This window comes from Leptolyngbya sp. CALU 1928 (genome assembly GCF_056784215.1).
The window spans coordinates 92,836-117,890 of the sequence record NZ_JBXBCE010000003.1 but is presented as its reverse complement, the minus strand read 5'-3'; the positions used below and the strand labels follow the sequence as shown (position 1 = coordinate 117,890).

The window sequence follows — 25,055 nt, the reverse complement described above, 5'->3', positions numbered from 1 at the left end:
TTTCCATTCCCTACCGTACCGCTGTCATCTGACTGGGAGATGGCACAAATCTGCCAACTTCGCGCAAAATCGCAGACCAGTGCCATACGCCAGTCAGATCATCGGTTTAGTCTGAAAATAGTAAAGCTCAAAAAGGTTATCTGGATTCACTTTCAGAAATAGTACCGACCATTTACCGACCATCTACCGACCCAAAAAAGCAGTTCTGAGCCATCGACTGACCATCTACCGACCATTCAACGACCAAAAGAGGTAACAACAAGCAATGGTAAGTGTTACAGCCGTGCCCATTTCAACATCCACACCAGAGAAGCCTGCCACGATTTACCTTGCTGGGGACTTGGGCAAGTCTGCCTGTAAGTTTCTCTATTGGAATACTGCTGAAGAACTCCAACCACTTTGGTTGGGGTCTGACGTAGCTGAAGGAGTCAGCCCCTCCGTTATCCACAAATTTGATGCGGCTGGAGACCTGGCTGAATCTGTCTGGTTGCAACTGGGCGACAGCACGATTCTGGTGGGTAACTCCGCTGCCGATTATGGCAGTAGCTTTTCGGCGGACAAAGTTCAGGTTGCCGCCTATCAAGTTGTCGCAGCGCTGGGCTTAGCGGCGATTCACCTGGGGATTCAGGCGTACAACGCGGTCATTTCCCTGGCAGTTCCACTCAACGAGTATCGCTTCAAAGCGGAGATTGAGACCCGGTTGAGGGAGATCGGAGAAGGCGTAGTCTTCTGCGGACGGCAGCAGCAATTTACTGTGACTCCCTCCTTTTACCCAGAAGGCACAGGGCTATACCTGCTGCACAAAAAAGAGCGAGAACAAGCGATCGCTGATCCCTACACCCGACGAGTCGTTGTCTTGATGATGGGGCACCGCAACTTATCTGTTCTCGTCTTTGAGGGTGGTAGACTCAACGCGAACCAGTCCCAAACCAGTGACAACTTAGGGTTTTGGAATTGTTTCAAGGCGGATGCAACCTCCTCTGGCATTCGGGAAACCGATTACCCCTCACTCATGGCAGCGGTTACCAGCGGCAAGCCGCAACAGCTTTCTAAAGTGGCAGGTGGCTTGAAAGATTTTTCAACGGCAGCACAAGCAGTCAGAGAAGGTTTGACGAGTCGAGTGGAAACCTTCTGCCGCGATAACGTGATGGATCTGCTGATTAATAGCGATCGCCAGACCGATGTGTTGATTGGAGGGGGAGTGGCGCATGTGATGCGCTCTGAGTTGCGGGACTACTTCACCGAGTTGGGATTGGCTGAGAATTTGTACTTTGCTGATATCGTGGGTGGGCGATTGTTGACCCTGGCAGAGCAAACCCGTAATGCTCAAGGAGACCTGGCGCGTCCACTCCGTTTTGCGGATGTGTATGGGTTAGCTCAGGCACTGGCAGGCAAAGTGAATCGGGGGCGTTAGAGAAGCCGATGGCACTTTCAAAAGTTGCTAAGAAACAGACGGGGCGATCTCGCCGGGAGTTTTCCTACAAGGCAGAAGACGGTACGACCGTTGCTCTTCTCATTGATTACTTCAATGGCAAACTTGCCTCTCTCATTTCGATTCGAGAAGGCAAACGCCTTGCGCTGGAAGCGATGGCAGGGTTTTGGCAAGCCTATGCGCTCAGGGCGAGTGGTGCTGAAACCGATCAGCAAAAGGAGGCTGCCCGGTATTCGATCACGGTATTGAGCCAGCAAATTCGGGCGATTTGTGAGGACTTTGGAGTCGTGTCGCCTTTCACTGAGTCACTGCCAACCGCCAACGCTAACTCAACGGTGCTTGATGCCCTGATGCAGCTTCTGCAATCTGGCTCGTCGACTCAGCACGTTTCACCACTCAAATCTGCCTCTGAGTCAACTCAAAACGCTCGCTCAGTTTTAGAGGTAGACAAAGTGTCTGTTGGACTGGAAGCAATTTATGTCGATGACGACGAACTATTAGGAGACCTGGCATGACCGAACTGATTAATGGCGTGATGATAACGACTGGTGTTTTAGCGATCGCCCTGCATGTGTTTGCCCTCACCCGGCAGAAGAGAAATCGCCGCCCTATTCACTACCTTCCTCCGACACGCTCACAGGAGTGGTTTGAGCAATGATGATGCTACCGCTTAGACGTTGGGCTGGTGTGGGGATGGTAGGGGTCACGGGAGTCATTCCACTGGCACCATTGATTGGAGCAACGGTACAAAAAACTACGGCTCAAGCTCAACCCCCAATCCCGACAACTCTTTCTCCCAGTTTGATTGCACCAGGTCTCTCTACAGCAACCAGCCCCTCAACCACGAAATTCAACCTCACTTTCAAACAACAGCCAGCAGCAAAACAACGCTCCAAGTCTTCTAAACCTGAGAGCAAAATGTCCAAAAGTAGGGCGAAGTCATCGACAGATCTATCGGGTGATGCTCCAACCACAGCACCAGTTCAACGACAGGTAGTGCCCCCAACGTCCACTTTTATTCGAGTGCGGGTTGCCTCTCACTCAAACCAATTGCAAATTGCCACCTCTACTCCAGCAGATATCCTTGATGCTGATGGCAAGGTTGTTGCCAGTCTAAACTCCAATCACCCGTACTTGGCAGAGATCGGCTCCAATGGCTTGCAGGTTGGCTCTCAAACCATTCCCAATGGCGCGTTGATTAATCCAGGTTCAGACGGTTTGACATTCGTGGATGGGCATTGGTATCGGGGAGTTATGCAGCTTGTGTATGACGGGGAAAGCCTGCTGGCAATTAACTGGGTTGACCTGGAAGAATATCTTTACGGCGCAGTTGGGTCTGAGATGCCACCTTCATGGAACATTGAAGCGCTGTCCTCACAAGCAATCGCTGCCCGTTCCTATGCTCTTTCATTTTTAGAGCAACCTGCCAGTCTGTACTTCGATCTTGGCAATGATGAATACCATCAAGTCTACCGGGGTGTTGAGGCTGAAACTGATTCGACAATCGCTGCTGTAGAATCTACTCGCGCTCAGGTGCTGACCCAAAACGGGCGAATTTTAATGGCGCAGTATGCCTCCACGGAGGAGGTTAGCCGTGAGGCTCATGGGGGAGTGGGCATGAGTCAAACCGGAGCACAGAATTTGGCGGAAGCAGGCTACCATTACGCTTCTATTCTGCAAACCTATTACCCATCCGCTCAACTCTCACTGCTATCCACAACCAGCAACTGAATGTCAGACATTTCCTGACCCGTGCCATACCGGTGCAAGATCGCAGATTTAGTCTGAAATCATTGAATGTAAATCAGAGGTCATTCAGTGCAACGTTTCCGCTGGCAACAACTCCTACCAACCGCTTGCGCGACCCTTGCGGTATCGGCTTTGCCGTGCGCCCTTGCTCCGTCTCTCTGGTTCGCAGGAGTAGTCCGTGCAGGCGATTCTTTACCCACTCCCTCTACGTCTACTGACCTGCCTCCGATTGAAAAACTGAAGTTGCAACTTCAGCAGCGATCGCCATCGCCCGCTCCACCCAAAGCGACTTCACAAAACGCATCAACTCCTCTCGTCACACCTGTCCCGGTTCCGTCTCCCCAAACAACACCCGCTTTATCAGAAGAAAAGCCGCAAAGTCACAGGGCTAACCTGCCGCTTCTGCTGTTTATGGGTGGAGGTGCTGTGGGTGTTGTCGCTATCGGGGTGACTTTGACTAAAAGGAAGAGCGATCGCAGTTCCGAACTCGATTGGCATGAGCGGCAGGAGGATATTTCTGATTCCGTTCAAGTGCCTGAAATCAGCGTTGATGAGTCCCTCGAAGCAAAGGAACAACTTCCCCCCTTTGCTTTAGCAGACGGGTTGGAATTTCTCCTATCAGGTGACCTCAACGGTTGGAATCAATGGCGTGAGGCATACCCAAATCAAAAGTTGAACCTGTCTAAAATGGATCTCTCCGGTCGCTCTTTGCCGGGGTTTAACCTATCCTGTGTTGATTTGTCCGCCGCGAACTTAGATCGTATCAACCTGTCCAGCGCTGACTTAAGCTATGCCAACCTCAGCGCTGCCCGATTGCAAGGGGCAAAGTTGACCAGTGCCAAGCTTGCCTTCGCAGATTGCCGTAGAGCTTCACTCCAGGGAGCAGACCTGTCATTTGCCGATCTGACCTACACCACGCTCAATGAAGCCAATCTGATTTCGGCTCAACTCAAATCCGCTAACCTCAGCCATGCGCGTCTGATCAATGCCAATTTGTCCCATGCTTTTGCGAAATGGGCAATCTTGCAGTCTACGGTGATGACACAGGCGATCGCTCAGCGCACCAATTTTGAAGTGACCCAAATGATGGGCGTGGGGCTGCAAAGAGCCGATCTCTCTCATGCCGATTTCAGGTGTGCCCTTCTCTATGGGGCAAAGACTGAAGGCACCAACTTCACTCAAGCGGATTTTCTGGGTGCACAGATTGAAAACTGGCAATGCGACCAGTGGACTAACTTTTCTGGAACCGTTTTGGAGGAAGAAGCCACTCAAGCTCTTCCTGCTGCACCTGTGATATCTCAGCCTGCTAGCTGGATTTTGTCGCAGGTTGGAGCGATGGAGTATCCCGAAATTACTCCTAAAGCTGCCTGAACAAGTTATCCAAACCAATCGCCCGTTTCTCCTTTCGACCATAAAAAGAGGACATTTCTATGAACAATATCTTTTTGACTGGAACTTTGATCCGTGCTGAACTCCGGCATACACCCCAAGATCAAACACCCATCTGTGAATTTGACCTGGAATTTCAGTTTGAGCGCAGAGATGCAGTTGTCCGAGAAACAGTAGCTGTGACGGCTTGGAATGAGTTAGGAACAGAGGTTTACAACCAATTTTCAGTTGGCAGTCGAGTCTTGGTCGAAGGGCTGACCCAAATTGAGCTAGTTCCGGTTGCCGAAAATCGCACTATTCCACGGTTGAGCATCCGGGCATTACGGGTTCAAAGTGCATCCCCAGAGCAGTCGCTCAATAGCGTGATGTTGGTTGGGTATGTCGGGAGCGATCCAGACCGCAAAGACCAGGAGTCCGGCAACGTTGTCGCCAATCTTTCGCTGGCAATTAATCGCCCCAAAGCAGAAGAACCCGACTGGTACTCATTGGAATTATGGAATAAACGCGCCGAAGTTGCGATGAACTACGTTCGCAAGGGAAGTTTGATTGGGGTTACCGGGGCACTCAAGATTGACCGTTGGACAGACAAAGCAACCCAGCTTCCACGAACCAAGCCTGTGATTCGAGTCGATCGCTTGGAACTCTTAGGCGGTAAACGCGAAACAGGTTCAGAAGAAACTGAGGCAGTGCCAGACGTTGAAACACAAACACCGGAAGTAGCACCAAACCGCAAGCGTAAAGCCACAAAAGCATCAGCCGCGTGAGAGAACCATGTTGAAACCATTACAGAACTGGCTTGATCGCTGGAAAATCCAGGATAGGCTTACAGCCACTTTGATTTGTTGGTTCATCCCTGCAATCTGTCCATTTGCCCGCGAAATTAAACTGTTTGGTCGAACGATCGCCCGCATTCCGCCGCTATGCAAACTGAATCCTCTTTACGACCAACTGATGGGTCTGCGTTTCCGTGCTTCGACTTTTCTTGAGTCTTGAGGTGATTTCAACTCCGTAATCCTGGCTGCTATGCCCCTGCTCACCTCAATCAGAACACTTGCACTAAAATACTGACAACTGCATGGAAGTGTTTTAACAATGGAGACCTCCACTCACAACCGTTCTGGTTCCGCTACAGGTCATTCTAGAAACTCAAAAGGTAAGCTCCTGATTATCATCGAGGCTCCCGGTAAGCTATCAAAATTGCGTCATATTTTAGGAGATGACTATCTGATTCAGGCAAGTGGTGGTCACATTCGGGAGCTGGCAAATGATGGCGACGAGCAGTTAGGGTTTGACCTGGTGGGCGATCGCGTACAGTGTCGTTGGGAAGCGCGTGGGTCACGAGGTAAACAAGCGATCGCCCAATTGCGAGAAGCGGCAAAGCACGCTCAGAGTGTTATTCTGGCAACCGATGAAGACCGGGAAGGAGAAACTATTGGCTGGCATATTGCTCAGGCATTAGGATTGAAAACCGTTCAACGAATTACCTATCGAGAAATCACGCCTGCTGCCGTCAGAGCCGCGATCGCCCATCCACGCCCCATGGATTTGAACCTGGTTCATGCTGGGATTTGCCGTTCTGTCTTAGATAAGCTGGTGGGTTATCGCGGTAGCCCTCTCGTTTGGAAGCTCAACAATGGAGCGAAATCGATCGGGCGAGTGCAGTCTGCAACGCTGCATCTGGTGGTCGAACGGGAGTTGCAGATTCGCAACTTCAAGCCCCAGGACTACTGGAGTTGCTACGTGGATTACAAAGAAGGGTTTCGAGCGTTTTACTATCGAGGTGGGAGTAGCCCATCTACAGAGGAAACTGTGGACGATGCGGCTGATCCTGCGGATAAAAAAGCCCCCGAATCGGATCGGGTGTTAAGTGAAGCAGAAGCCGATCGACTCATCCAGTTCGCACAGCAGTACCCCCATCGAGTGGTCAGTATCGAGGGAAAAACGGTGAATCGTACTCCGCCTGCTCCCTTTACGACTTCCACACTTCAGCAGGCAGCAGGTTCTAAGTTGCGATTGTCGCCAGAGCAGACGATGCAGATTGCTCAAGGACTGTATGAAAAAGGTATCATCACCTATCACCGCTCCGACAGCACCTACTTGAGTCCGGAGTTTGTTCAATCTGTGCGGAATTGGTTGTCCAGTCATGACCCAACGAACCTGCCGCAGAAAGTGACTCAGCACAAGAGTGGTAAAAACGCCCAGGAGGCTCACGAAGCGATTCGACCCACGGATGTTCATCGTTCATCAGAGTCCCTCAAAGCAGAACTGGATGCGGATACTTTTTCTCTCTATGTGATGCTTTGGAAGCGCACCGTCGCATCGCTTTGTCAGCCTGCACGAATCCAGCAGACGCGCATCATCACTCAATCCGGGGATGTGCAGTGGCAGGCGAGAGGTCAGGTGGTTGAGTTCGAGGGGTTTGCCAAGTATTGGCGCTCACTGGGTCAAGATGCCGAGTTACCGATCGTGCCGCAGGGGCAGTCACTCCATCTAGAGCGAGCTGCCCACGAGAAGAAACAAACTCAACCGCCGCCCCGCTATAGCGAAGCTCAACTTGTTGCGTTAATGGAACGAAAGGGGATTGGTCGTCCCTCCACCTATGCACCGACGATTCAGACGTTGAAGCAACGGGAGTACGTCGGCATTATCAAAAGCAAACTCCAGCCTACAGCGGTGGGTGAGCAGGTCGATCGCTTCCTGGTTCAAGCCTTACCAAAGTTGGTCGATGTTGGGTTCACGGCAGAGATGGAAGCGTCACTGGATCAGATTGCCAGTGGCGAATTGAGTTGGGAGCAGTGGCTGACTCGTTGGAATCGTGACTATTTTGCTCCAGCATTAGAGCAGGCACGGAAGGTGATTCCCAACTATGCCAGTGAAGCTCCAGTCAGGAAGACTCCTGAAGTTTCGGATACCCAATGCCCTCAGTGTCAAAAGCTGATGATCCAACTTCCTTCTAAGAAGGTCAAGAAGGGTTTCTTTCTCAAGTGCCAGGGCTGTGAATCGGTTTTGTTTTGGAGCGATCGCACTTCAACCTGGGAACAGCCGTGTGCTAAGTCGGAGCGATCGAAAGATTCTCCCGCAAAATTAATCGAGCACGTCTGTCCAGTCTGCAAGAAACCATTGGAGGAATACGGCTACCAGAAGGACGGGCAGCCAAAGGTGATGCTGCGCTGTTCGGATGTGAAAGCACGGCAACAGAAAAAGCATGAAGGGGCAGTCTATTTCCAAACGTCGAAAGGCTTTTGGAGTCCCAAGTTTGGAGAGTTGAAAAGTGAACAATCCGGTAAAGCCCCGATTCTAAACGCTAAGCAACAGCCTTTGGGCAAGGCTAAAAGTCGCAGACGTTAGGCAGTGGAAAAAAACAGGAGTTTTCTGCATGGTAAAAAACTTAACCATGCAGAAAAATGAGGTTGGTTCCCGTGAAGTCATGACTATCCTCTATCACCGTTTCACACACCCAGTTGATGCATCAGAGTAGTAAGAACTTGACGCACCAGGTGTAACAGCGAAACGAACCGTTTTGGCGGAGGTTCTTTCCCAACCTTGAGCCTCCACGATCGCTTGCCCTTTACCCAAAGGTGCTGTACTGCTCTGGGATTGCGTTTGCTCTGGGTCTCTCCATCCCCCCTGGCTCCCTAAAAACTCGTCAGGGTTGGTTGGAATTCCTCCTGTCCCACTGATGGTAAAGCTGTTGGCATTGGCAGTGCTACCGCCACCGCACGTTACCGCCACTTCGGGAACTGCTGGAGACGGAACCGCTTGAACGCCGCTCCGCGATAGATCAATATCGGGGGTGTTGATCTGAACAATTCCACTGAACTGCGGTCCTAATGCAGACGTAGCGGTAATCAAGCTGTCAGGAGATAGAAATACTCCCTGGGCATTGATAAAAATCCGCCCACCTGAACCCTGGTTTGCATTGGCACTGATTCGACTTCCTTCCAGTAAAGCAATTAAATCGCTGGCGATGGTGATGTTACCCCCATTGCCCGTGCCACTGACCGCTGCAACGATGCTTCCTCCCTGCCGAAGAATTAGTGTTCTGGAAGTAATTTGAATATTTCCCCCCTGCCCACGGTTGGTTTGAGCCGTGATTGCGCCATTGGATAAAACTCCAACTCGATTCGCGTTGATGATCAGGCTACCCGCATCCCCAACCCCCTCATTGCGGACACTCACTTGCCCTTCATCCCTAACCGTGAGTTGAGGCGTATTGATGGTGACGTTGCCAGCCGCCCCTGTCGGAATTCGTGGCAACCCAAAAAGTTGCTGGAGCGAAGGGTCAACGATCGCAGCCGCAGAACTAATCAAACTGGGATTGCGAGATTCTGGCACTGCTCCAGACACAGTGACAGATCGATCTGCGGTAATAAATACACTGCCTGCCGAACCACTGCTTTGAGTCGATGAGTCAAGGCGACCGCCATTGAGCACCGTTAATGTCGGCGTTTTAATCGTGACAGAGCCTGCATTGCCCGTTCCGAGCGTCGATGATCCCAAGAGACTGGGCTGGAGAAACGGTCCTGCTACCCCATTTAGCTCAACGCCTGAAGTTGCATTCACCCAAACATCGCCACCCTCACCCCTGCCATAAGTAGCAGACTCCAAAAAGCCCCCATTAGTGATTCGGAGAGTTCCCGTGTCGATCTGAACGTCTCCGGCTCTGCCTTCTCCCAGGCTTAACGAAACCAGGGTACTTTGCACACGGCGATCGCGGGGCGAGGTTCCATCCACTTGAAATGTCCCAGGAACCTGAATCCGAATATTGCCTGATGGGTTTGCCCCAAACGTTTCGGTGACAATCAATCCACCCGCTTCCAACTTCAAATTTGGACTGGAGATTTCGATCGTGCCGCCCGGTGCCCTACCAGCCGTCGCATTGATAATGCCGCCTGGAATCCGAGCAATTGGATCAGTGCCACTAACGGTGATTGATTCTGTGGCGTTGAGTGTAAATGCGCCAGAGGCAATGGTGCCGCCATTCAGACCAATCAGCACTGAACCGCGATCGAGCAGGATGTTACGCCCTTGTAAGTTGAGTGAGTTGCCGCCGAATCCCGTGGTATCTGCGAGGGAGCGATTGGTGATCAACAGGTCGTTAAAGCTGTGCGTCTGTCCATAGTTGAACCGCCACCCGGTCAAGCTGGGCACAAGGCGAACCGTTCCATTTCCCACACCCGCAATTTCGACGTGTCCACTGGGAACATTCAACACCCCACCATCCAGTGTCACAGCACCTCCAATGATTGCTAATGTCCGTCCTGGTCTGACGGTGAGTCCGGGATTGGTTCCCAATCCAATTGGAGGGGTCAGAAAAGTTGGACCGATTAAGGAATGTCCCTGCCCTTGCACCTGAATCGGTCCTGGATTGAGGAATCCTAGCCCAACTGGAATGCTGCTGGTGAGTAATGGTGCTGCCTGGGGGTTGGTGGCGCTAAACTCGACTCCATCGGCAAATCGAACGCTTTGGGCAGTGCTGGCTAAAAACGACCCGCCAATATTGAGCCTTGCATTCGGTCCCAGGGTGATGCCATTGGGATTGATGAAAATTAGATTCGCCATACCATTCGCCCGCATCAGCCCATCAATCGTGGATGCATCGGTGCCAGTCACACGGCTAATAATTGACTGGAGGTTGACGGCGTTATTAAAGTAAGCGGAGCCGCCCGTTGGGACTGAGAATTGGCTGAAGCTGTGAAATAAATTCCCCCCACGAACAGATCCGCCGTCGATGGTGCAGTTGCTACAGTTCGGTGTGACGGTAGAATTCACAGGAAGCGTTGCGTCTGGAACAATTTGGGCGATCGCGGGGGCACTGAAACCCAAATAAATGATGAGTCTCCCCAATCCTTTGATTAAGAGTAATCCGAACGCCGTGGGTTTCGTCTGCATAGCGGTAGGAAATCACAGAGATTGAACATTCTTTTAACAGTACGAGCAACAAGCGACAACTCATGTCTAACCTTCGACAGAGAGAACCCGAAAATCACTCGCCAAAGCAACGGAAACGTTCATGGAAACGGTGCCTTCGACTGTGTGGAGGAGCCGTCTTATTACTGACTCTGGGCATTGGTGCCGATATGCTGATGGGTCGAAGTGTCTATCGTCCCCTAACCCATGTCTATCAAGTCGGAAGCTGGCTTTTCTGTCAGCAGTCGCCAGCCTGCCAGGATCAGAAATACTCCACTCGTGAGGTAACAGGCAAGCGTGGAATGGTCGTAACCGAGCAACAGGAAGCCTCATCTGTTGGGGTAGACATCCTTAAATCAGGCGGAAATGCGGTAGATGCCGCTGTCGCGATCGGCTATGCTCTGGCGGTAACCTACCCCTGCTGCGGCAACCTGGGCGGTGGCGGCTTCATGCTGATCCGTCAAGCGAATGGCAAAGAGACGGTGATTAACTTCCGCGAGAAAGCGCCTTTGCGATCGCGTTCCCAGATGTATGTGAACGAGAAAGGTCAGGTGCAGTCCGATCTCTCTAGAAAAGGCTATCTGGCAATCGGGGTGCCGGGGTCGGTTGCAGGATTGGATCAGGCGCTAACAACCTATGGAACCATGACCCGGCAGCAGGTGATGGCTCCTGCGATTAAACTTGCTGAGAATGGATTCGTTTTACAAGCAGGCGATGTTGACATTCTGAAAAAGAATACTCGCAAGTTCTCAGGGCAACCCAATGTTGCAGCGATCTTCTTGAAAAATGGCAAGCCTTTTGAAGTGGGCGATCGCCTGGTACAAACTGACCTGGCACAGACGTTGAAGCTAATATCCCAACAGGGACCGCAGGCATTTTACGGCGGCTCTATTGCGGCAGAAGTGGTGCGAGAAAGCAACGCTCATGGGGGAATTCTGACGCTGCAAGATTTTCAGTCTTACTCTGTTTCTGAATCAAAACCGTTGCGCTGTCAGTATCGAGGCTACACGGTTCTAACTACTCCACTGCCAGGGGGCGGAGTGACCGTCTGCCAGATGCTAACGACTCTGAATGGCTATTCACTGAAGCCAAAGGATTTTCGATCTACTGAGAGTGTGCATTGGTTTCTTTCAACCATGCTATTTGCTTACGCTGACCGCAACAAATATCTTGGAGATCCAGAGTTTGTTCAGAACCCGGTTGACAGGCTACTTTCTCCCAAATATGCCGCTCAAGTTCGGCAACAAATTCAACCCGATAAAGCAACGTCTCCCAAGCAACTGTACGCTGACTCTGAAGGGGAACACACCACACATTATTCAGTGGTTGATCGGTTTGGAAATGTCGTTTCAGTCACTTACACGATTAATTCTCTGTTTGGGGCGGAGGTGATTGCGGGCAAGACCGGATTTTTCCTCAATAATGAGATGGATGACTTTGCCACGCAACCAGGGTCTGCCAATCAGTTTGGGCTTGTTCAAGGAAACGCAAACGCGATCGCTCCTGGCAAACGTCCGCTCAGTTCCATGGCTCCTACCCTGGTGATTAAAGACGGGAAGCCCCAGATTGTGACAGGTAGCCCTGGGGGGCCTACAATTTCCACGACGATCCTACAGGTTGTGAGCAATGTAGTGGACTCTGGCATGACGGTAGAACAGTCCGTTGCTACACCCCGCATTCATTACCAGGGACTTCCCAATGTGGTGGTGACCGAACCCTTTGCCCTTGAGCCAGCCGTTGTGCAATCGCTATGGGAAAAAGGCTATCGGGTTGTTCCTATCCCAAACTGGGGAGCTGCCGAATCAATTTTGATTGATCAAGAATCGACCTTTCACGGGGTGAACGACCCTCGAAAATCTGCAGGGCAGGCAGCAGGATATTAATCCTACGGTTGTTAATTTCTCTTTGGTGAAAGTACGAAATTACTTCTATAGATATATTTTTTAGGTGCCATTTTGCCTTAAAAAATACTGAAAGTTCCTGAGTTTCAGTCAGTTTTGAATCGTTATCTTTTCGCTGTTCTCATCCTTGGCTTATTACCAGCAGGCGTTCCCGCTAACGCTCAAGTTCCCAATGTGACACCCCAACTGCCATCTCCTGTTCTACCCAGACCGATTCCAACACCAGATCTGCCGCGACCTACTCTGCGATCCCCTCCTCTCGATCAATCGCCCCAGCTACTCTTACCATCAGAGCCACTAGAATCTCAAGACACTATTGAAGTTGCTCGATTTGAGTACCAGGGCAACACGATAGTGAGCGATCAAGATCTTGATGCCATCACCGCTCCCTTTAGGGGTAGGCGAATCACCTTCTCTGAGTTATTCAAGGTTCGCTCTGCCATCACCCAACTTTATGTTGATCGGGGATATATTACATCTGCCGCCTTTATCCCAATTGAAGGAAATGAGGCGGTTCAGATTCAAGGTAGTGTGGTGACCATCCAGATTGTTGAAGGCAAACTAGAGCGCATTGATATTACGGACAGCGATTACCCCAATGGGGGAACGGCTTCGCACCGTTTGGCGAAATACATTAGACCCAGATTGGAGAACGCCGCTAATCCAATCTTGAATGAGAAGAAACTACTCGAAGCCTTGCGGCAGCTTCAGTTAGATCCACTCATTCTGTCGATTTCTGGAAAGTTGGAATCTGGTAGCCAGCCAGGTTTGAATGTTCTGACCATCACCGTGGAACCTGCCCCAACGTTTAGAGCCATAGCGGAACTTAATAATCGGCGTTCTCCGACGGTTGGGACGCTTGAGCGGCGGGTTCAGCTAACGCAAGCAAATTTGCTAGGACTAGGAGATGAATTGCAAGTTGGCTATGCTAATACCAATGGCAGCAGTGAAGTGGATCTTGACTACACCATTCCGGTCAGCCCGCGTAATGCAACCGTTTCTTTTCGATACAGCACCCTTTTCAGCCGGGTGATTGAGGAGCCGTTTGATGAGTTTAACATTCAAGGAAATTCACGTATTTATGAATTAACCTTCCGCCAACCCATTATCAGAACTGCCACGGCTCAGTCATTCAAAGAGTTTGCGATCGGCATTACGGCTGCTCGTTTGGAGAGCGACACCTCACTTTTAGGCGTAGACTTTCCCCTTTCTGCTGGAGCGGATGACAGTGGCAAGACGCGAATCTCAGCGCTACGAGTATTTCAGGAATATACTCAGCGGAGCAATCGTCAGGTTTTACTGCTGCGATCGCAGTTTAGTTTTGGGCTAGATGTCCTGGGTGCAACAACGAATTCTTCTCCACCAGACAGCCGCTTCTTCGTTTGGCGAGGGCAGGTAGCATTCTTGCAGCGGTTGGGTCCACGTCCCTACCTGTTGCTTCGCTCTGATCTTCAGTTTGCAGATCGCCCGTTAGTTCCCTTGGAGCAATTTAGCATTGGAGGGTCTTCCACTGTCAGAGGCTATCGACAAGATGCCCGATTGGGCGATAACGGTGCTGTGGGGTCAATAGAGCTTCATTTCCCCGTTGTTTCAACCCAAACGATGGAATTGCAGCTAGTTCCATTCTTCGATGTGGGGTATGTATGGAGTAACCGAAACATTGGATTTGACCGTAATACTCTGGCATCTTTGGGGCTAGGTGTGCAGTGGACGTGGGGAAACTGGATGGTCAATCTCAGCTACGGGGTGCCCTTAATCAAGGTTCCTCGGATTGGAGACACATTGCAGGAAAGTGGATTGAATGCCTCGCTCAAATATTTTTGGGCTTTTTAAGCCTTCACCCAAACGCCTTCAGTCTGGTAAAAGTCGCCCCGTTGTTCAATCACGTATCCTCCGAGCAGCAGTGCCAACCAAATTTCGATAAACGGCATCTGGAGCGATCGCTGGAGTTCAAACAGGGAAACGTCCTTGTTCTGATGCTCGTTCATCCATTGCGAGATTTTCCCTATCCAGGCAGAAATATCTTCATCATGGGCAACGGCAAGCGCGTCTTGCTTAGCTTGTTCTTGCTCCATTTGGGCTAAAAACTCTAGCAGGTTGCTCTGATCAACGGCACCTACAACGGAATCTGATGGCGAAGGATTCTCTTGCCATGATGGAGCATCTTCTAGAACTTCATCCAGATTCAACGTCATAGTTTGCCGCAGGACTTCATGCAGCAACTCAGCCGTCAGAATTGGCTCACCTTGGGCAGGATTGTACTTATCCTCCCATTCTGCTAGCAAACAATTGGCACGGGAGGCATAAATATCAACGAGTTGAGCCAGGATAGTACCTGCAACTTGTAACTGAGATTCTTGGGGTAAATCAATCAGCGCTTGCTCTAGCCTACCTAGGAGTTGATGTAAATTGGCAGAACTCGGATCAGCGATCGCCTGTTGCATCGCCAACTCTAAATCCGATTCTATCTGTTCTACTGGCATCGACTCAACGGAGGAATTGCTTCATTGTACCGGGACTGTAAGCTTCAACGGACAGGGAATAACAGGGCAATGCTGAACTGGAACTTCCTTCACCACATCCTCAAACTTAGTGACTGCAAACTGCTGATTCAGGGATGTTAGTAGTTGTTTAATGTAGTCGGCTACTTTATCGGCTCTCATTCCCATGCAGTGTACAGGCTTGACTTCGGCTATTTTTTGATTGCCTTGCCAAACTTCGGCTGCCACTGCATGAACTGGGGCGTTAGGAGATTGGCGATATAAGACGAGAATGGCGGCAGTCGCAATCGGGAGCGACGGCGGCTCGACCTCAAACACCTCTCCCAGTGAATTGGAAATGGATGGACTCGGCTTGCGAATATTGCGACCCTTGCGACTCTTGTCATCCCAACGACGATACTGGGACTGTTCAATTTTCCAGAGTTGCATTTTGATGTATTCAATTTGGCTTTCAAGCTGCTGCACCTGCTTGCCGCGATCACACGCTGCCTGATAGTGGGCGATTTTCTCAACCGGAATGTAAAGGCTCTTTTTCCCATTTGGAAGGAGTTTCCCTCTGCCCGCTCGTAGCCTTGCATATTTACAGGTTTCCTTTGCTGCAATGGAGGCTGATCCGCCCGCAGGCGATCGCTCAATTCGGACTCCGACGAGATAATCCCCGACTCCCTTGATGGACTCCAACTCCGTTTCTAAAGACGACAACTGACTTTGCAAGTCGTTTATTGGCGGCATGGTATTCGTGTTACAAACAGTCTTAAATTAAAGTAACACGAATACCAGCCAGGTTTGACCAAACTGGCAGCATCGGCAACTTGTCCCTGTGTTTCCGAAGGATTTAATCGAAAGGCAAAAGGTTTAACTGAAATTCTCCCTGATGTCGCTTACCTTTACTACTCCTTTTGCAATGCTGCATTGACCGCTTTAAGCTTTTGCTTCAGAGCATCTTGAAGCGCAACCAAATCTTCATGGGAAAGTCCTTCTGTTTTGATTCGCTGAATCGGTTTAACAAGTTTCGTCGCTTTGTTAGCGGTGGTTTGAGCCGCACCGTTTAACCCTTTAATCTTGGCGTTGATCTCAGATAACGATAATTTGCCTGCGATCGCTGCTGCCAAAATATCTCCCTGCTGCGATTCTGCAACACGAGAAATTGCTAGCGCCTTGGTATATTCTAATTGCCCTGCCTTCAAAACTTCTTGAACATCAGGTGGTAACTTTAATAGCTTGAGACGGGTAGTAACAAAGGACAACCAACTCAACTTCGGTAGATACTCTTCAATCAACCGCTCAATCTGCTCTGCGTTGTAAGGATTTACTGCCTTACCTTCATAAGCATTCTTCATTTGATAAAGAGTGCTTACAACTTCATCGAATGAAAACTCTAGCTGTGAAGCGATCAGCTCAATCATGCCAACCGTCTCCTCAAAAGGATTTAAATCTTCTCGCAGAGTGTTCTCGGTAAATGTAAGTAGTTTGGCAGTCTGAGGATCAACATCTACAACTTCTCCTGGAACGTGAGACCAGCCTAAAAGCTCTGCTGCCCTCAACCGTCGCTCCCCATAGATTAATGGAAACTTCCCATCGTCATCTTGAGTGCCTAGTAACAGGGTGCCCTTAAACCCAAACCTCCCAATCGCATCAGCAAGTTTTTGGAGCTTGTTGGGGTCAAACCATGTCCGCACTTGGTCAGGGCTGCGACGAATATCTGCGATCGCCACCTCTAATCTTGAAGAGGTAACCCCTGATTGATTCAACCGATTCACTAGCTGACTGTTTTCTTGCGACAAGCGCTCTAGTTGCTGCTTGGCTTCTTCCAACTCTGTCTCTAGAGAAGCATTTACTGAACTGGACGCAAAAAAGTCGTCAGCTTCATATCTATTCTTTGCCACGAACTAAACCCTCCAGGTCATCAGCGATTTTGATTAAATCCTTCCATGCTTTATGCCCAGGACGATACTTTTTCAGTGGTACTCCCTGACGACTAGCATTTTTGAACTCAGATGAGTATCGAATTGGTTGATAGCAATTAACATTTTGCCGCGCCAATGCTTTTGGTAAACTCTCGATTAATCCCCGCTGCATTGCTTCACTATCATCGTATTGATTAGGGACAAAGCCTAAAATTTTTGGTTGTGGAGATAGCCTTAACAATCGATTGCGTTCCCGTAGCCATGTCAACATTGAATCTGCTCCCTTAAAACCCTTCGGCGAAACCTCTGAAGAGATAAGGACATAAGTGGATGCTGCATAGGCTATTTCGCTCAACAACCCTAATGAGGCTGAACTATCAAGCAGGATCAAATCATGTTGGAGTGGGTAGTCTTGAAGAATGTCAGCCAACAGATACTCACGTCGCGGTCTGCTAGATAATTCCTTTTCCGCATCAGCCATAATCGGACCCCCTAAGCACAGCTCAAGCATTCCATTCGGACTCCCCCACTCTGGCAAGAAGAATGGATATTGCCCTAAGAAAGATGAGTGAAATATTGCGGCTGTCGTTTTCTGTGGAGGAATGTCAGACCTCAAACCGCTAAACTGCATCATGGACTCATTAGTGTCTAGATCAATAGCCAGAACCTTGAACCCTCGTTGAGCCAACTCGTACCCCAAATTGATTACCAGTGTAGTCTTGCCTACACCACCTGCATTTGCTCCAACCCAAACCACAGGTAGATTGATATTTTCTGCCATACTGCCTTTTTGTCTGTTGCGATCGGTTTAGGAAAAACGTTTTTCCTAAACTGCTTTTTCTAGACTCCACTCTTCAATCTGCAAAGATTTTAGCTCGTAAACGCGAGAAGTTTACTATTTGACTGTGAATTTAAGGTTTCTAGTACTATCAAAAACAAAAATCATTCACATTCAGGTAGTTAGATGGGTAAGTAGACCAATAACGACGTTTTGCAAAGCAAAATTAACAACGAAACAATGCAAGAGATAGGATGAATTCTCAGAAAAAACTTTACTGCTTGCACTTTCCGCAATTATTTTCGTCGTTTGGCTTGTAGAGTATATCGGCAAGCCCACGACATAAAGACTTAGTAATGAGCAACGCAGTAAATAAGAAAAGAGTAACTACTCAGGTGAGAGAACAGGAAACACGGGATTGCCCATCAATAAATCTACCAACGCATCGAGAACGGGAATCCCTTGTTTTCTGAGTGTAGACAAGTAGCCGCGAATGCGGCAGAACATCCTCGCACCGTCAATCGAGCGAAAGCTACCGGAGATTTTCTGCTTCAATTTCATCATGCGTAAGTCCCGCTCGGCTTGATTGTTATCAAACGGAACAGTGAAATCATGCATAAAGCCAAGCACGGCTGCTGGCTGGTGAGACAGGCGATGGAGCAAATTGCGGGGCAGCGATTGTTTGACTCGTCCGCGTCGTTTTTCGGGCGGCGGCGGTAGCGGCGGATTGGCAGCGAGTCCTTGCGCTATCACCGCCTGATAGCGTTGCTCAAATTCTAAGACCCAATCTGGGGCAAGGGCAGTTTGCCCAGCGGCTTTCGCCCCATCGACCTGGTGCTTAATGGTGCAAAGCAGCAGAATCATCTGAAACGCCCAGGGTTGCCCATATCGCTCGAAGATAAAGGTCAACTCCCGCAGATGATGGGCATCACACAAGAAGTGAGTACAGCCCTGGTAGCGGCTATAGCTCACCCAGTTATCATGCACTGCTTTTCCCTCAAATTGGGGCAAAATGTTCATTTCATCCATGGCAGCTTGACCTCGTTTGGGATGGACAAAATAGGGGTCAAGTAGAGAGGTTTCCTCCAATGTTTAGGCTTGCTTTGTATTCCCCGTTGCTCTCACCTTTCGGAATACGAGAGTGTCACACGATTTAGCCTTGCATCGTTGGAAACCTCCCCCTCACAGAAGCCTGCCTGCGGTTTTCCCGCACAAGCCTCTTCATTGAGCCATTCACCCGCTCTAATAGAGCGACACGAAACAACCAGGTCTGGGGAGAGGATGCCACGCCAGATAGCGTAGAAAGCTCTCCCATCGAAAGCTACGTCGTTGACTCCGCCGATTCAGCCATTTGAAGACCAGCTTGTGAACTGCGTCTTCAAAGTGGTAGAGCGCATCCCTGCTCACCTGGCAACTTTGGTTAGCTCGACCAGAAGTGCCAGATTCCCCGCTCCCCTGGCAAAAATCCGCCGCTGACCGCTCACCCGGTCGGACTGCTAACGCCTTTGCAGCAGTTTTAGCCGCGATTGGTTCACCTGAACCCCTCTCAAACCTCGTGGAAAGTCTCCTGGTTGGACTCCAGGTCATCCTCGTGCGCGTCGCATTCGCTATCCCACGGTCAAAAAACGTTTCACCAAACCCAAAGGGACTGCCAAAAAATCCGCTTAAGCTCTGACTTCCTTGATTTTTTTCGCACCACTCAATCCTTATGGGGCTTGGGCTATTTCCCCTGCCATTAGTCTAAACTTCAGTGATTGAAATGTAGGATGTTCGGTTATGGATACACGCAAACGGAGTAGCGCTACGGAAATGCAAGGCACGAGTATCCGTTTGGAACCCTAGCTGAAGGAGCGATCTCGGGAAATTTCTGAGGGACTCAGTTTCGTTCTCTAGATATTTCCCTTTCTAGCGAACGGTAGATATCTCTTGCCCAAAAAGACATTTCGGGCACTGGATGACTAAACCATGTTTGCAAAGGAGCTAAATATGCTTCAAGAGACGGGACTATAGAGCCTGACCATGTACTGGGATAGAGTCTTTGTTCTAGAGAATGTCGAAATTCTTCAACTGCTCCAAAATGATGACTGAGCCTTTCTAAAGCTGGATGCCATCGGCTATTTCTCTCTTCATCTACCTCAATTACGGGATAGAAAATGCATAGGAATGGCGATCGAAGTTCTGGACTAGCTTTAGCCCAGTCTACAAATTCCGCTTCAGAAATGCTGAATAGTGTTCCTTCTTTGTTATGGGATTCTCCATCAAAAGTGTTTTCTAATGATCCGACAAGAGCCTTTAAATAATGAGTTTCTGATGGAGTCGCAATCTCAAAGAAACGCGATAACGTTTTCCACAACAACTTTGGTTTCTCTTGAACTAATAACTGGATAATATTTCGGCAATAACTATCTAATGTAGAGAAGACGTGGTAGTCCTTAACTTGGCAAAGCCTTACAATTTGACTACTGAGTTCAAGGGCAAACTGATCATCAACACCATAATGTTTTTGAACGAGTAGAACAAGTTGCTCAAACAAATGTCCATCTCTTACACCCGTTTTCGTACTTTCAAGAAGCTCTTGCGATGTAATCAGTTGTCGTATTTGATTGGCAAGTTGCTCGTCAAGAGTCTCCCGATCATGCTGGTACATAAGAATAATTTCGAGAGATACCCATATACCTTCTGAGCCATGATTGTTAGCTAACTCGTGAACCAAGGGAAGAATGTCCTTAACTTGGAGATGGTCTAATCCCCTACCGTATGAAAAATATGCACATACTGCCGCAGGAATGCTTCCTTGTCTTACGCTTTGAATAATTTCGTCTAACCTATCAACAGAGATGTTAACAGCAGTGTATATATTTACCATCTGATTCTTGAGAGTATTAGATTCAAGAGCAATCTGAATGCATTTAGATGTAGATTCAGAGGCTCTTTTATCAATACCAGCAAGTAACCCGCGAAGAAAATGTAATCCCTTCTTCTCAGCAGATTTCTCAAACTCTGTGACTGCAATTTGAAAAGCCTCAACTGGATCTTCTAACTTCGTTGCCAGTTCCTCGGTAAAGGGGAACACGTTGTTGAGATCTTCTCTAACCATTATTTGAATGGCACGATATGAAAGCTGCTTGTCTTTTGCAATTTCAGCAGCAATTTCCTTGGCTTTTCTAGACGAGTACTCGAAATCTTGACTGGCTCTATCGTCTCTGTCATAGCTCAGATCAGGGTCACGAATATCTGCTGTCCAAAATTTAGTGTAAAGAAGTGCTCGTTCGATTAGATCAGTTGGTATAAGATCATCATAAAGCTGCCTAACCTTCTGTGAAAAGTTCTCCGGTGCTTTTTTTTTGTCAAAATAAAGCCAATCACCAATTCCCTCGATCGCCTCAAGCCAAATCCCCTTCTCTTTTACAATTTTCTTGACAATACTTTCGACATCGCCAAATAAGTTTTCTAAAAGTAGAGATCGAATGTGAGAGGCAATAATCTTCTCACACCTAGCTGCAAATTTTCTGTGGTTAACACGAACACTTGCGAGTCGTTGAAGACCATGCTTGTAAAAATCAAAAATTTCTTCCCAGATTTTTGGACTCCAGGCTTTAAGAGGAGGTCGGTTTCCTATTAATTCAGCGCCTCTATCCCAAACAAAGTAATCTGGCTTTAACGTTCTTTCTAATGCTTCAATACAAACTAAGATGATCTTCTCATCGCCAGACGATAAACCCTGGTCAAGGATAGCAAACCTATCAGAGGGTTCAGCTTCAGTTCCACTAAGCTGTAGCTGAAAAAGCTGCTTAAAGCGCTCAGATGCGTCGGACATGTAAGTTCCATGCTCGATCGCAGCCAATTGCATCAATAGTGATGCTGCTACATGAAATGAGTTCTTCCGAAAAACAAGGATTTCTAGAACTTGCACAAGATTCCATTTTCCCGTGACTACTTCCTTCAGTTCATCTGTGGATAGCTCTCCATAGGTATACCTAATTCTTTCAGCCACGCCATCAGGGTCAATATGCACGATGGCAGCGAGGCATTCTGAACCAATCTGTGTCTTTAGCTTTTCCAGTGAGCCGCACAACCCATCTCGCGCCAGAAGCCGCTGAGTAACTGTAAAGGCTGTTTTTGAACCATCAAAGTAACGGAATTGGCTTAAGAAAGATGCACGTAATGTCGAAGGTGCGCTTTCTATGAGGTTCAGAACGGTCTTGACACGCAATAAATCTAATCTTCTTGCACCAAGAAACGCTGCTATAGGTAAAGGTTGTACTGCAAAATAGCAACCCCGATAATCGACAAGATGCTGTTTTGCTGCATGGGCTAAATGCTCATACATCTCATCACCAGTTTGTCTAGCTAAACTCTGGGCAACAAAGTCAAGCTCACCACTGCAATTTTCATCTGCGCCTAGCTGCTTGAATAAAGCAAGACACTCAATGGCTCGAACCTGTTCGACTCGATCGATGCCACACCCTACGAGGATGCGTTCCACAACATCTTCAACGGATTTTAGAATATGTGCGCCTTCTGAGTAATTATTTGTTGCGAGAACTGCAATACGTGGGTAGCCTCCACTTAACTCTCTAATAAACCGGAGATCTGAGTAGTCAGCTTTTGGGTATCGCTGCTGAATAATTCCATCTATCAGAGCGTCATCAGCAGGAGCAACGGAAATATTGAGGCAATTATTTTTCTCAATTGGCTGATTGTCATTGCCAATGGTTAATATTCTGAGGTTGCTTCCTTCAGTTGTGACGATTTCGCAAAGTTTAATAGCGGTCTCGCGTGGACATTCATCCACGATCATGAGCGCCGAACTGCCAGCCTCCGAAAAACTTTGAGCGATCTGAAAAATCTGACGACCAACATCCCTAAAATCACAACAGATGATGGACGTTGCAAGCGTTATCCTTGACGTAGTGGTTTCATCTCTGAAGATCTCATACACAAACCGAGTTTTGCCCACACCAGATGAACCGAGAATTCTAACGGATGTTTTAGAGTCAGCCAGATAATCCGAAATTCGCTCTTTTACTTTCGCAAATGTTAGCGAGTTTTCACCAGCGGAATCGTTGTTTGCTTGCCTGCTATTATTCTTCCCTACAATCAGGAATCGGTTTGCTTTATCCTCAACCTGTGGGACTGTCAGGATATCAGACTTTTTGCCCAATCTCTCAATGGTTCGAAAGCCTCTAAAGGTCAGGTCAGACTGCTTTTCATTGAGCCACACTGCGATCGCAGGATATCTAGATGCCCAACCTGCGATTTTGTTCGCATCATAAATCTCAACGGCTTTCAATTGATCAGGATCAGCCCCAGCCTCCCGAATTCCCTGTTTAATGCCTTCAATTCGTTCGTCACACTTGGAACCAATCAATACAGCAGAGGTAAAGCCAATGTAAGATCCACTTTCAGCAATCGCCTTTGTTACTGCTTCGTTCAACGTCCGTGTGTGTCCGTTCTTTTGACTACTCTTTGTCCAAACTTCTTTTTTCCACCCTGCTTTGTTTGGATCGGTCGCTTTTGACTGAAATATACAAAATCTGGAGGGTAAATAATTTGTTTGCTCAAATCCCCCTACCCATGAAACTCTTGCATCCTCTCCTCCATCTGGAACAGTGATCTGAAGAGGAACTGAAACTCCGCGTAAAGAGATGCCAAAACACTGGGCTTCCGCATACAGCAACTTTTTCAGCAATTCAACAAGCTGCTTGCTATCTAAGGCTTCAATTTGGGAGGAAGAGACATCAAAAATCATGCAATTGTTTGGAGGATGGAACTATTTCAATTTGCGTTTCGATCTAGGTGGCGTGCGGTGTACGCCAAAGTATTTTTCACTGCGATAGCGTAGCCACACCCTTAGCTGTTGTGGAATTTGCTCCTGTGTCAAAGTGTTGTAAAGGGCTAGGGCGCGTTCTCGCTCTCCTCGACAGACAGCGTTGTTATGAGCATCCCAATAGCTGCGGGCAAGACGAATCCGCCGACAAACCTCTTTGACCAGTGCATCTTCCACCAGGGGTTTTTCCTGCTTTGCCATCGTTTAATCTAACTGTCCTGTTTCCAATCCTAGCCCACAGAATTACAGGTTCATACTCACGGTCATCCCAGCTCGACGTAATCGTTCTGCCAGCACATCTCCTAACCCGGTGGCTGGTGTGAGGATGCCTCCTCTCGCCTGTCCACCGGTTAGTTCATCGATTTGTAGTGCCAGACTCAATGCCGATTCACAGATAAATTTGACCGTTGCTCGATTGCCAGGGTCGCCCTGATCTCGAATGATTCCGCGCACCTTGCGCCCATCGACAGCGGTACCCACCAGTTCACAGGAGAACCACCCCTCGTTCATCGTTTGTTCAGAGGGACCTTCGCCAGGTTGGGGTAGGAAGGGTTGCAGCAGTCCGCGCACTTGGGATTGTTGTAGAACTCCCATGAACAGTCCCAGTCCGGCAGTCACACCGATTGCCTTCAACCATGCCAGGGGTGGGTCAAACTTGAGATACTCTTGATAAGTGAAGTCGGCTCCATAGGGTTCCTGCCACTCCTGGTACAAAGCACTACTACGACGGACGATGCGAGTATTGACAACTCCCATGAAAAAGGGAGCAACCCAGGTGTTGAGGTCGGCAGCAAAGGAGGGGGCTTGTGGGTCACGATCGCGCTCAGCTTCGGCATGAGAATGAGCGGTCGAGGGATTCAGCAGGAATGGTTCATTCATCTGAGTTGCGTCTGGAGAATCGTAAAGATTGAACGCCGATGCCAGAGTGCCACCGTTAAATCTACCAAATGCTTGAAAATAGGCATTCACCTGCTGACAGGGCACACCCAATTCTCGTTGCAGGTAACGAACGACCAGGTAAGTCCCAAGATCCGATGGAACCGAATCGAAGCCACAACAGGGAATAATGCGCGTGCCATCGGTAGCAGCTTGAGCATGATAGCGATCGATCAAGGTTTTGACCCAGAGCGTTTCTCCACTGATATCGACATAATGAGTTCTGAGCCGAACACAAGCATCGACTAGGGCATTGGCATAGAGGGCAAAGGGTCCAGCCGTGTTGAGGATTACTCGTGCTTGAGAAACGATCGCATTGATCGCCTGTTGATCTTGGCTGTCGGCAACCAGCACATCTACGGTTATGCCAACCTCATCTCGAACAGCCTCTAACCTCTGGCGATTTCGTCCCGCGATCGCCCATCGCACTAATTCAGGAGCAGCATGGTTAGCAAAATATTGCACCGTCTGCTTGCCAACGAAACCACTGGCACCGTAGAGGACAATATCATAGGGGTGATCGGACATGACAAAATCACTCCTAACAACAACTACATTATTGGCAACTTTAACTGAGTTGTCGCTTCCTCTTCCACTTGGGAACAGAGATTTATGTTTAATGCGGCGAAAAGTGAGTCAGTAGCGGGATGTGGAGAGCGGAGCTGTTTTGTAAATCTGTTTTGTGTTGATATGAACAAGCTGTCATAGCTCTAGATTTAAGC

General features: G+C 48.9%; 19 protein-coding genes. 10 read left to right on the top strand and 9 right to left on the bottom strand.

Features of this window, described 5'->3' with window-relative positions; all coding sequences use genetic code 11:
• Positions 1–265: 265 nt before the first annotated feature.
• The 8 genes from AC1S5B_RS18745 (at position 266) to topA (ending at position 7,918) form a co-directional block, all read left to right on the top strand.
• Positions 266–1,414, top strand: coding sequence for a ParM/StbA family protein (locus tag AC1S5B_RS18745; RefSeq protein WP_482037220.1), 1,149 nt, complete (start codon positions 266–268; stop codon positions 1,412–1,414).
• An 8-nt stretch (positions 1,415–1,422) separates the two neighbouring features.
• Complete coding sequence (locus AC1S5B_RS18740) at positions 1,423–1,947, top strand: hypothetical protein (RefSeq protein ID WP_482037219.1); 525 nt, start codon at positions 1,423–1,425, stop codon at positions 1,945–1,947.
• A complete protein-coding gene (locus tag AC1S5B_RS18735; RefSeq protein WP_482037218.1) occupies positions 1,944–2,090 on the top strand; it encodes a hypothetical protein in 147 nt (48 codons plus the stop codon). Before AC1S5B_RS18740 ends, AC1S5B_RS18735 begins: the two co-directional genes overlap by 4 nt.
• Entirely contained in the window at positions 2,087–3,163 is a 1,077-nt protein-coding gene (locus AC1S5B_RS18730; RefSeq protein ID WP_482037217.1) for a SpoIID/LytB domain-containing protein, read from the top strand. Before AC1S5B_RS18735 ends, AC1S5B_RS18730 begins: the two co-directional genes overlap by 4 nt.
• A gap of 87 nt (positions 3,164–3,250) precedes the next feature.
• On the top strand, positions 3,251–4,552 hold the full coding sequence (locus AC1S5B_RS18725) for a pentapeptide repeat-containing protein (RefSeq protein ID WP_482037216.1): 1,302 nt from the start codon (positions 3,251–3,253) through the stop codon (positions 4,550–4,552).
• Positions 4,553–4,611: 59 nt separating this feature from the next.
• Positions 4,612–5,334, top strand: a complete 723-nt coding sequence (ssb, locus tag AC1S5B_RS18720; protein WP_482037215.1) for a single-stranded DNA-binding protein — start codon at positions 4,612–4,614, stop codon at positions 5,332–5,334.
• Between the two features lie 7 nt (positions 5,335–5,341).
• Entirely contained in the window at positions 5,342–5,563 is a 222-nt protein-coding gene (locus AC1S5B_RS18715; protein ID WP_482037214.1) for a Mo-dependent nitrogenase C-terminal domain-containing protein, read from the top strand.
• A 99-nt stretch (positions 5,564–5,662) separates the two neighbouring features.
• Entirely contained in the window at positions 5,663–7,918 is a 2,256-nt protein-coding gene (gene topA / locus AC1S5B_RS18710) for a type I DNA topoisomerase (RefSeq protein ID WP_482037213.1), read from the top strand.
• Between the two features lie 93 nt (positions 7,919–8,011).
• Here the strand turns inward: topA and AC1S5B_RS18705 are convergent, their stop codons facing one another.
• On the bottom strand, positions 8,012–10,462 hold the full coding sequence (locus AC1S5B_RS18705) for a two-partner secretion domain-containing protein (protein WP_482037212.1): 2,451 nt from the start codon (positions 10,460–10,462) through the stop codon (positions 8,012–8,014).
• Between the two features lie 62 nt (positions 10,463–10,524).
• Between AC1S5B_RS18705 and ggt the strand changes: the two genes are divergently transcribed.
• Complete coding sequence (gene ggt, locus AC1S5B_RS18700) at positions 10,525–12,363, top strand: gamma-glutamyltransferase (RefSeq protein ID WP_482037211.1); 1,839 nt, start codon at positions 10,525–10,527, stop codon at positions 12,361–12,363.
• 114 nt (positions 12,364–12,477) lie between these two features.
• A complete protein-coding gene (locus AC1S5B_RS18695; protein ID WP_482037210.1) occupies positions 12,478–14,214 on the top strand; it encodes a ShlB/FhaC/HecB family hemolysin secretion/activation protein in 1,737 nt (578 codons plus the stop codon).
• Here AC1S5B_RS18695 and AC1S5B_RS18690 read toward each other — a convergent pair.
• The 8 genes from AC1S5B_RS18690 to AC1S5B_RS18655 form a co-directional block, all read right to left on the bottom strand.
• On the bottom strand, positions 14,211–14,864 hold the full coding sequence (locus AC1S5B_RS18690; RefSeq protein WP_482037209.1) for a hypothetical protein: 654 nt from the start codon (positions 14,862–14,864) through the stop codon (positions 14,211–14,213). The genes AC1S5B_RS18695 and AC1S5B_RS18690 overlap by 4 nt on opposite strands.
• Positions 14,865–14,885: 21 nt before the next feature.
• A complete protein-coding gene (locus AC1S5B_RS18685) occupies positions 14,886–15,614 on the bottom strand; it encodes a hypothetical protein (RefSeq protein WP_482037208.1) in 729 nt (242 codons plus the stop codon).
• Between the two features lie 158 nt (positions 15,615–15,772).
• Positions 15,773–16,768 carry a ParB/RepB/Spo0J family partition protein gene (locus AC1S5B_RS18680; protein ID WP_482037207.1) on the bottom strand — a complete coding sequence of 332 codons (996 nt, stop codon included), beginning with the start codon at positions 16,766–16,768 and terminating at the stop codon, positions 15,773–15,775.
• Entirely contained in the window at positions 16,755–17,570 is an 816-nt protein-coding gene (locus AC1S5B_RS18675; protein ID WP_482037206.1) for a ParA family protein, read from the bottom strand. Before AC1S5B_RS18675 ends, AC1S5B_RS18680 begins: the two co-directional genes overlap by 14 nt.
• Before the next feature lie 384 nt (positions 17,571–17,954).
• A complete protein-coding gene (locus AC1S5B_RS18670) occupies positions 17,955–18,656 on the bottom strand; it encodes an IS66 family transposase (protein ID WP_482037205.1) in 702 nt (233 codons plus the stop codon).
• A 787-nt stretch (positions 18,657–19,443) separates the two neighbouring features.
• A complete protein-coding gene (locus AC1S5B_RS18665) occupies positions 19,444–23,319 on the bottom strand; it encodes a hypothetical protein (protein WP_482037204.1) in 3,876 nt (1,291 codons plus the stop codon).
• Between the two features lie 21 nt (positions 23,320–23,340).
• On the bottom strand, positions 23,341–23,598 hold the full coding sequence (locus AC1S5B_RS18660; protein WP_482037203.1) for a Precorrin-3B methylase: 258 nt from the start codon (positions 23,596–23,598) through the stop codon (positions 23,341–23,343).
• Positions 23,599–23,640: 42 nt separating this feature from the next.
• Positions 23,641–24,861 (bottom strand): saccharopine dehydrogenase family protein, encoded by a 1,221-nt coding sequence (locus AC1S5B_RS18655; RefSeq protein WP_482037202.1) that lies wholly within the window; start codon positions 24,859–24,861, stop codon positions 23,641–23,643.
• Between the last annotated feature and the right edge of the window lie 194 nt (positions 24,862–25,055).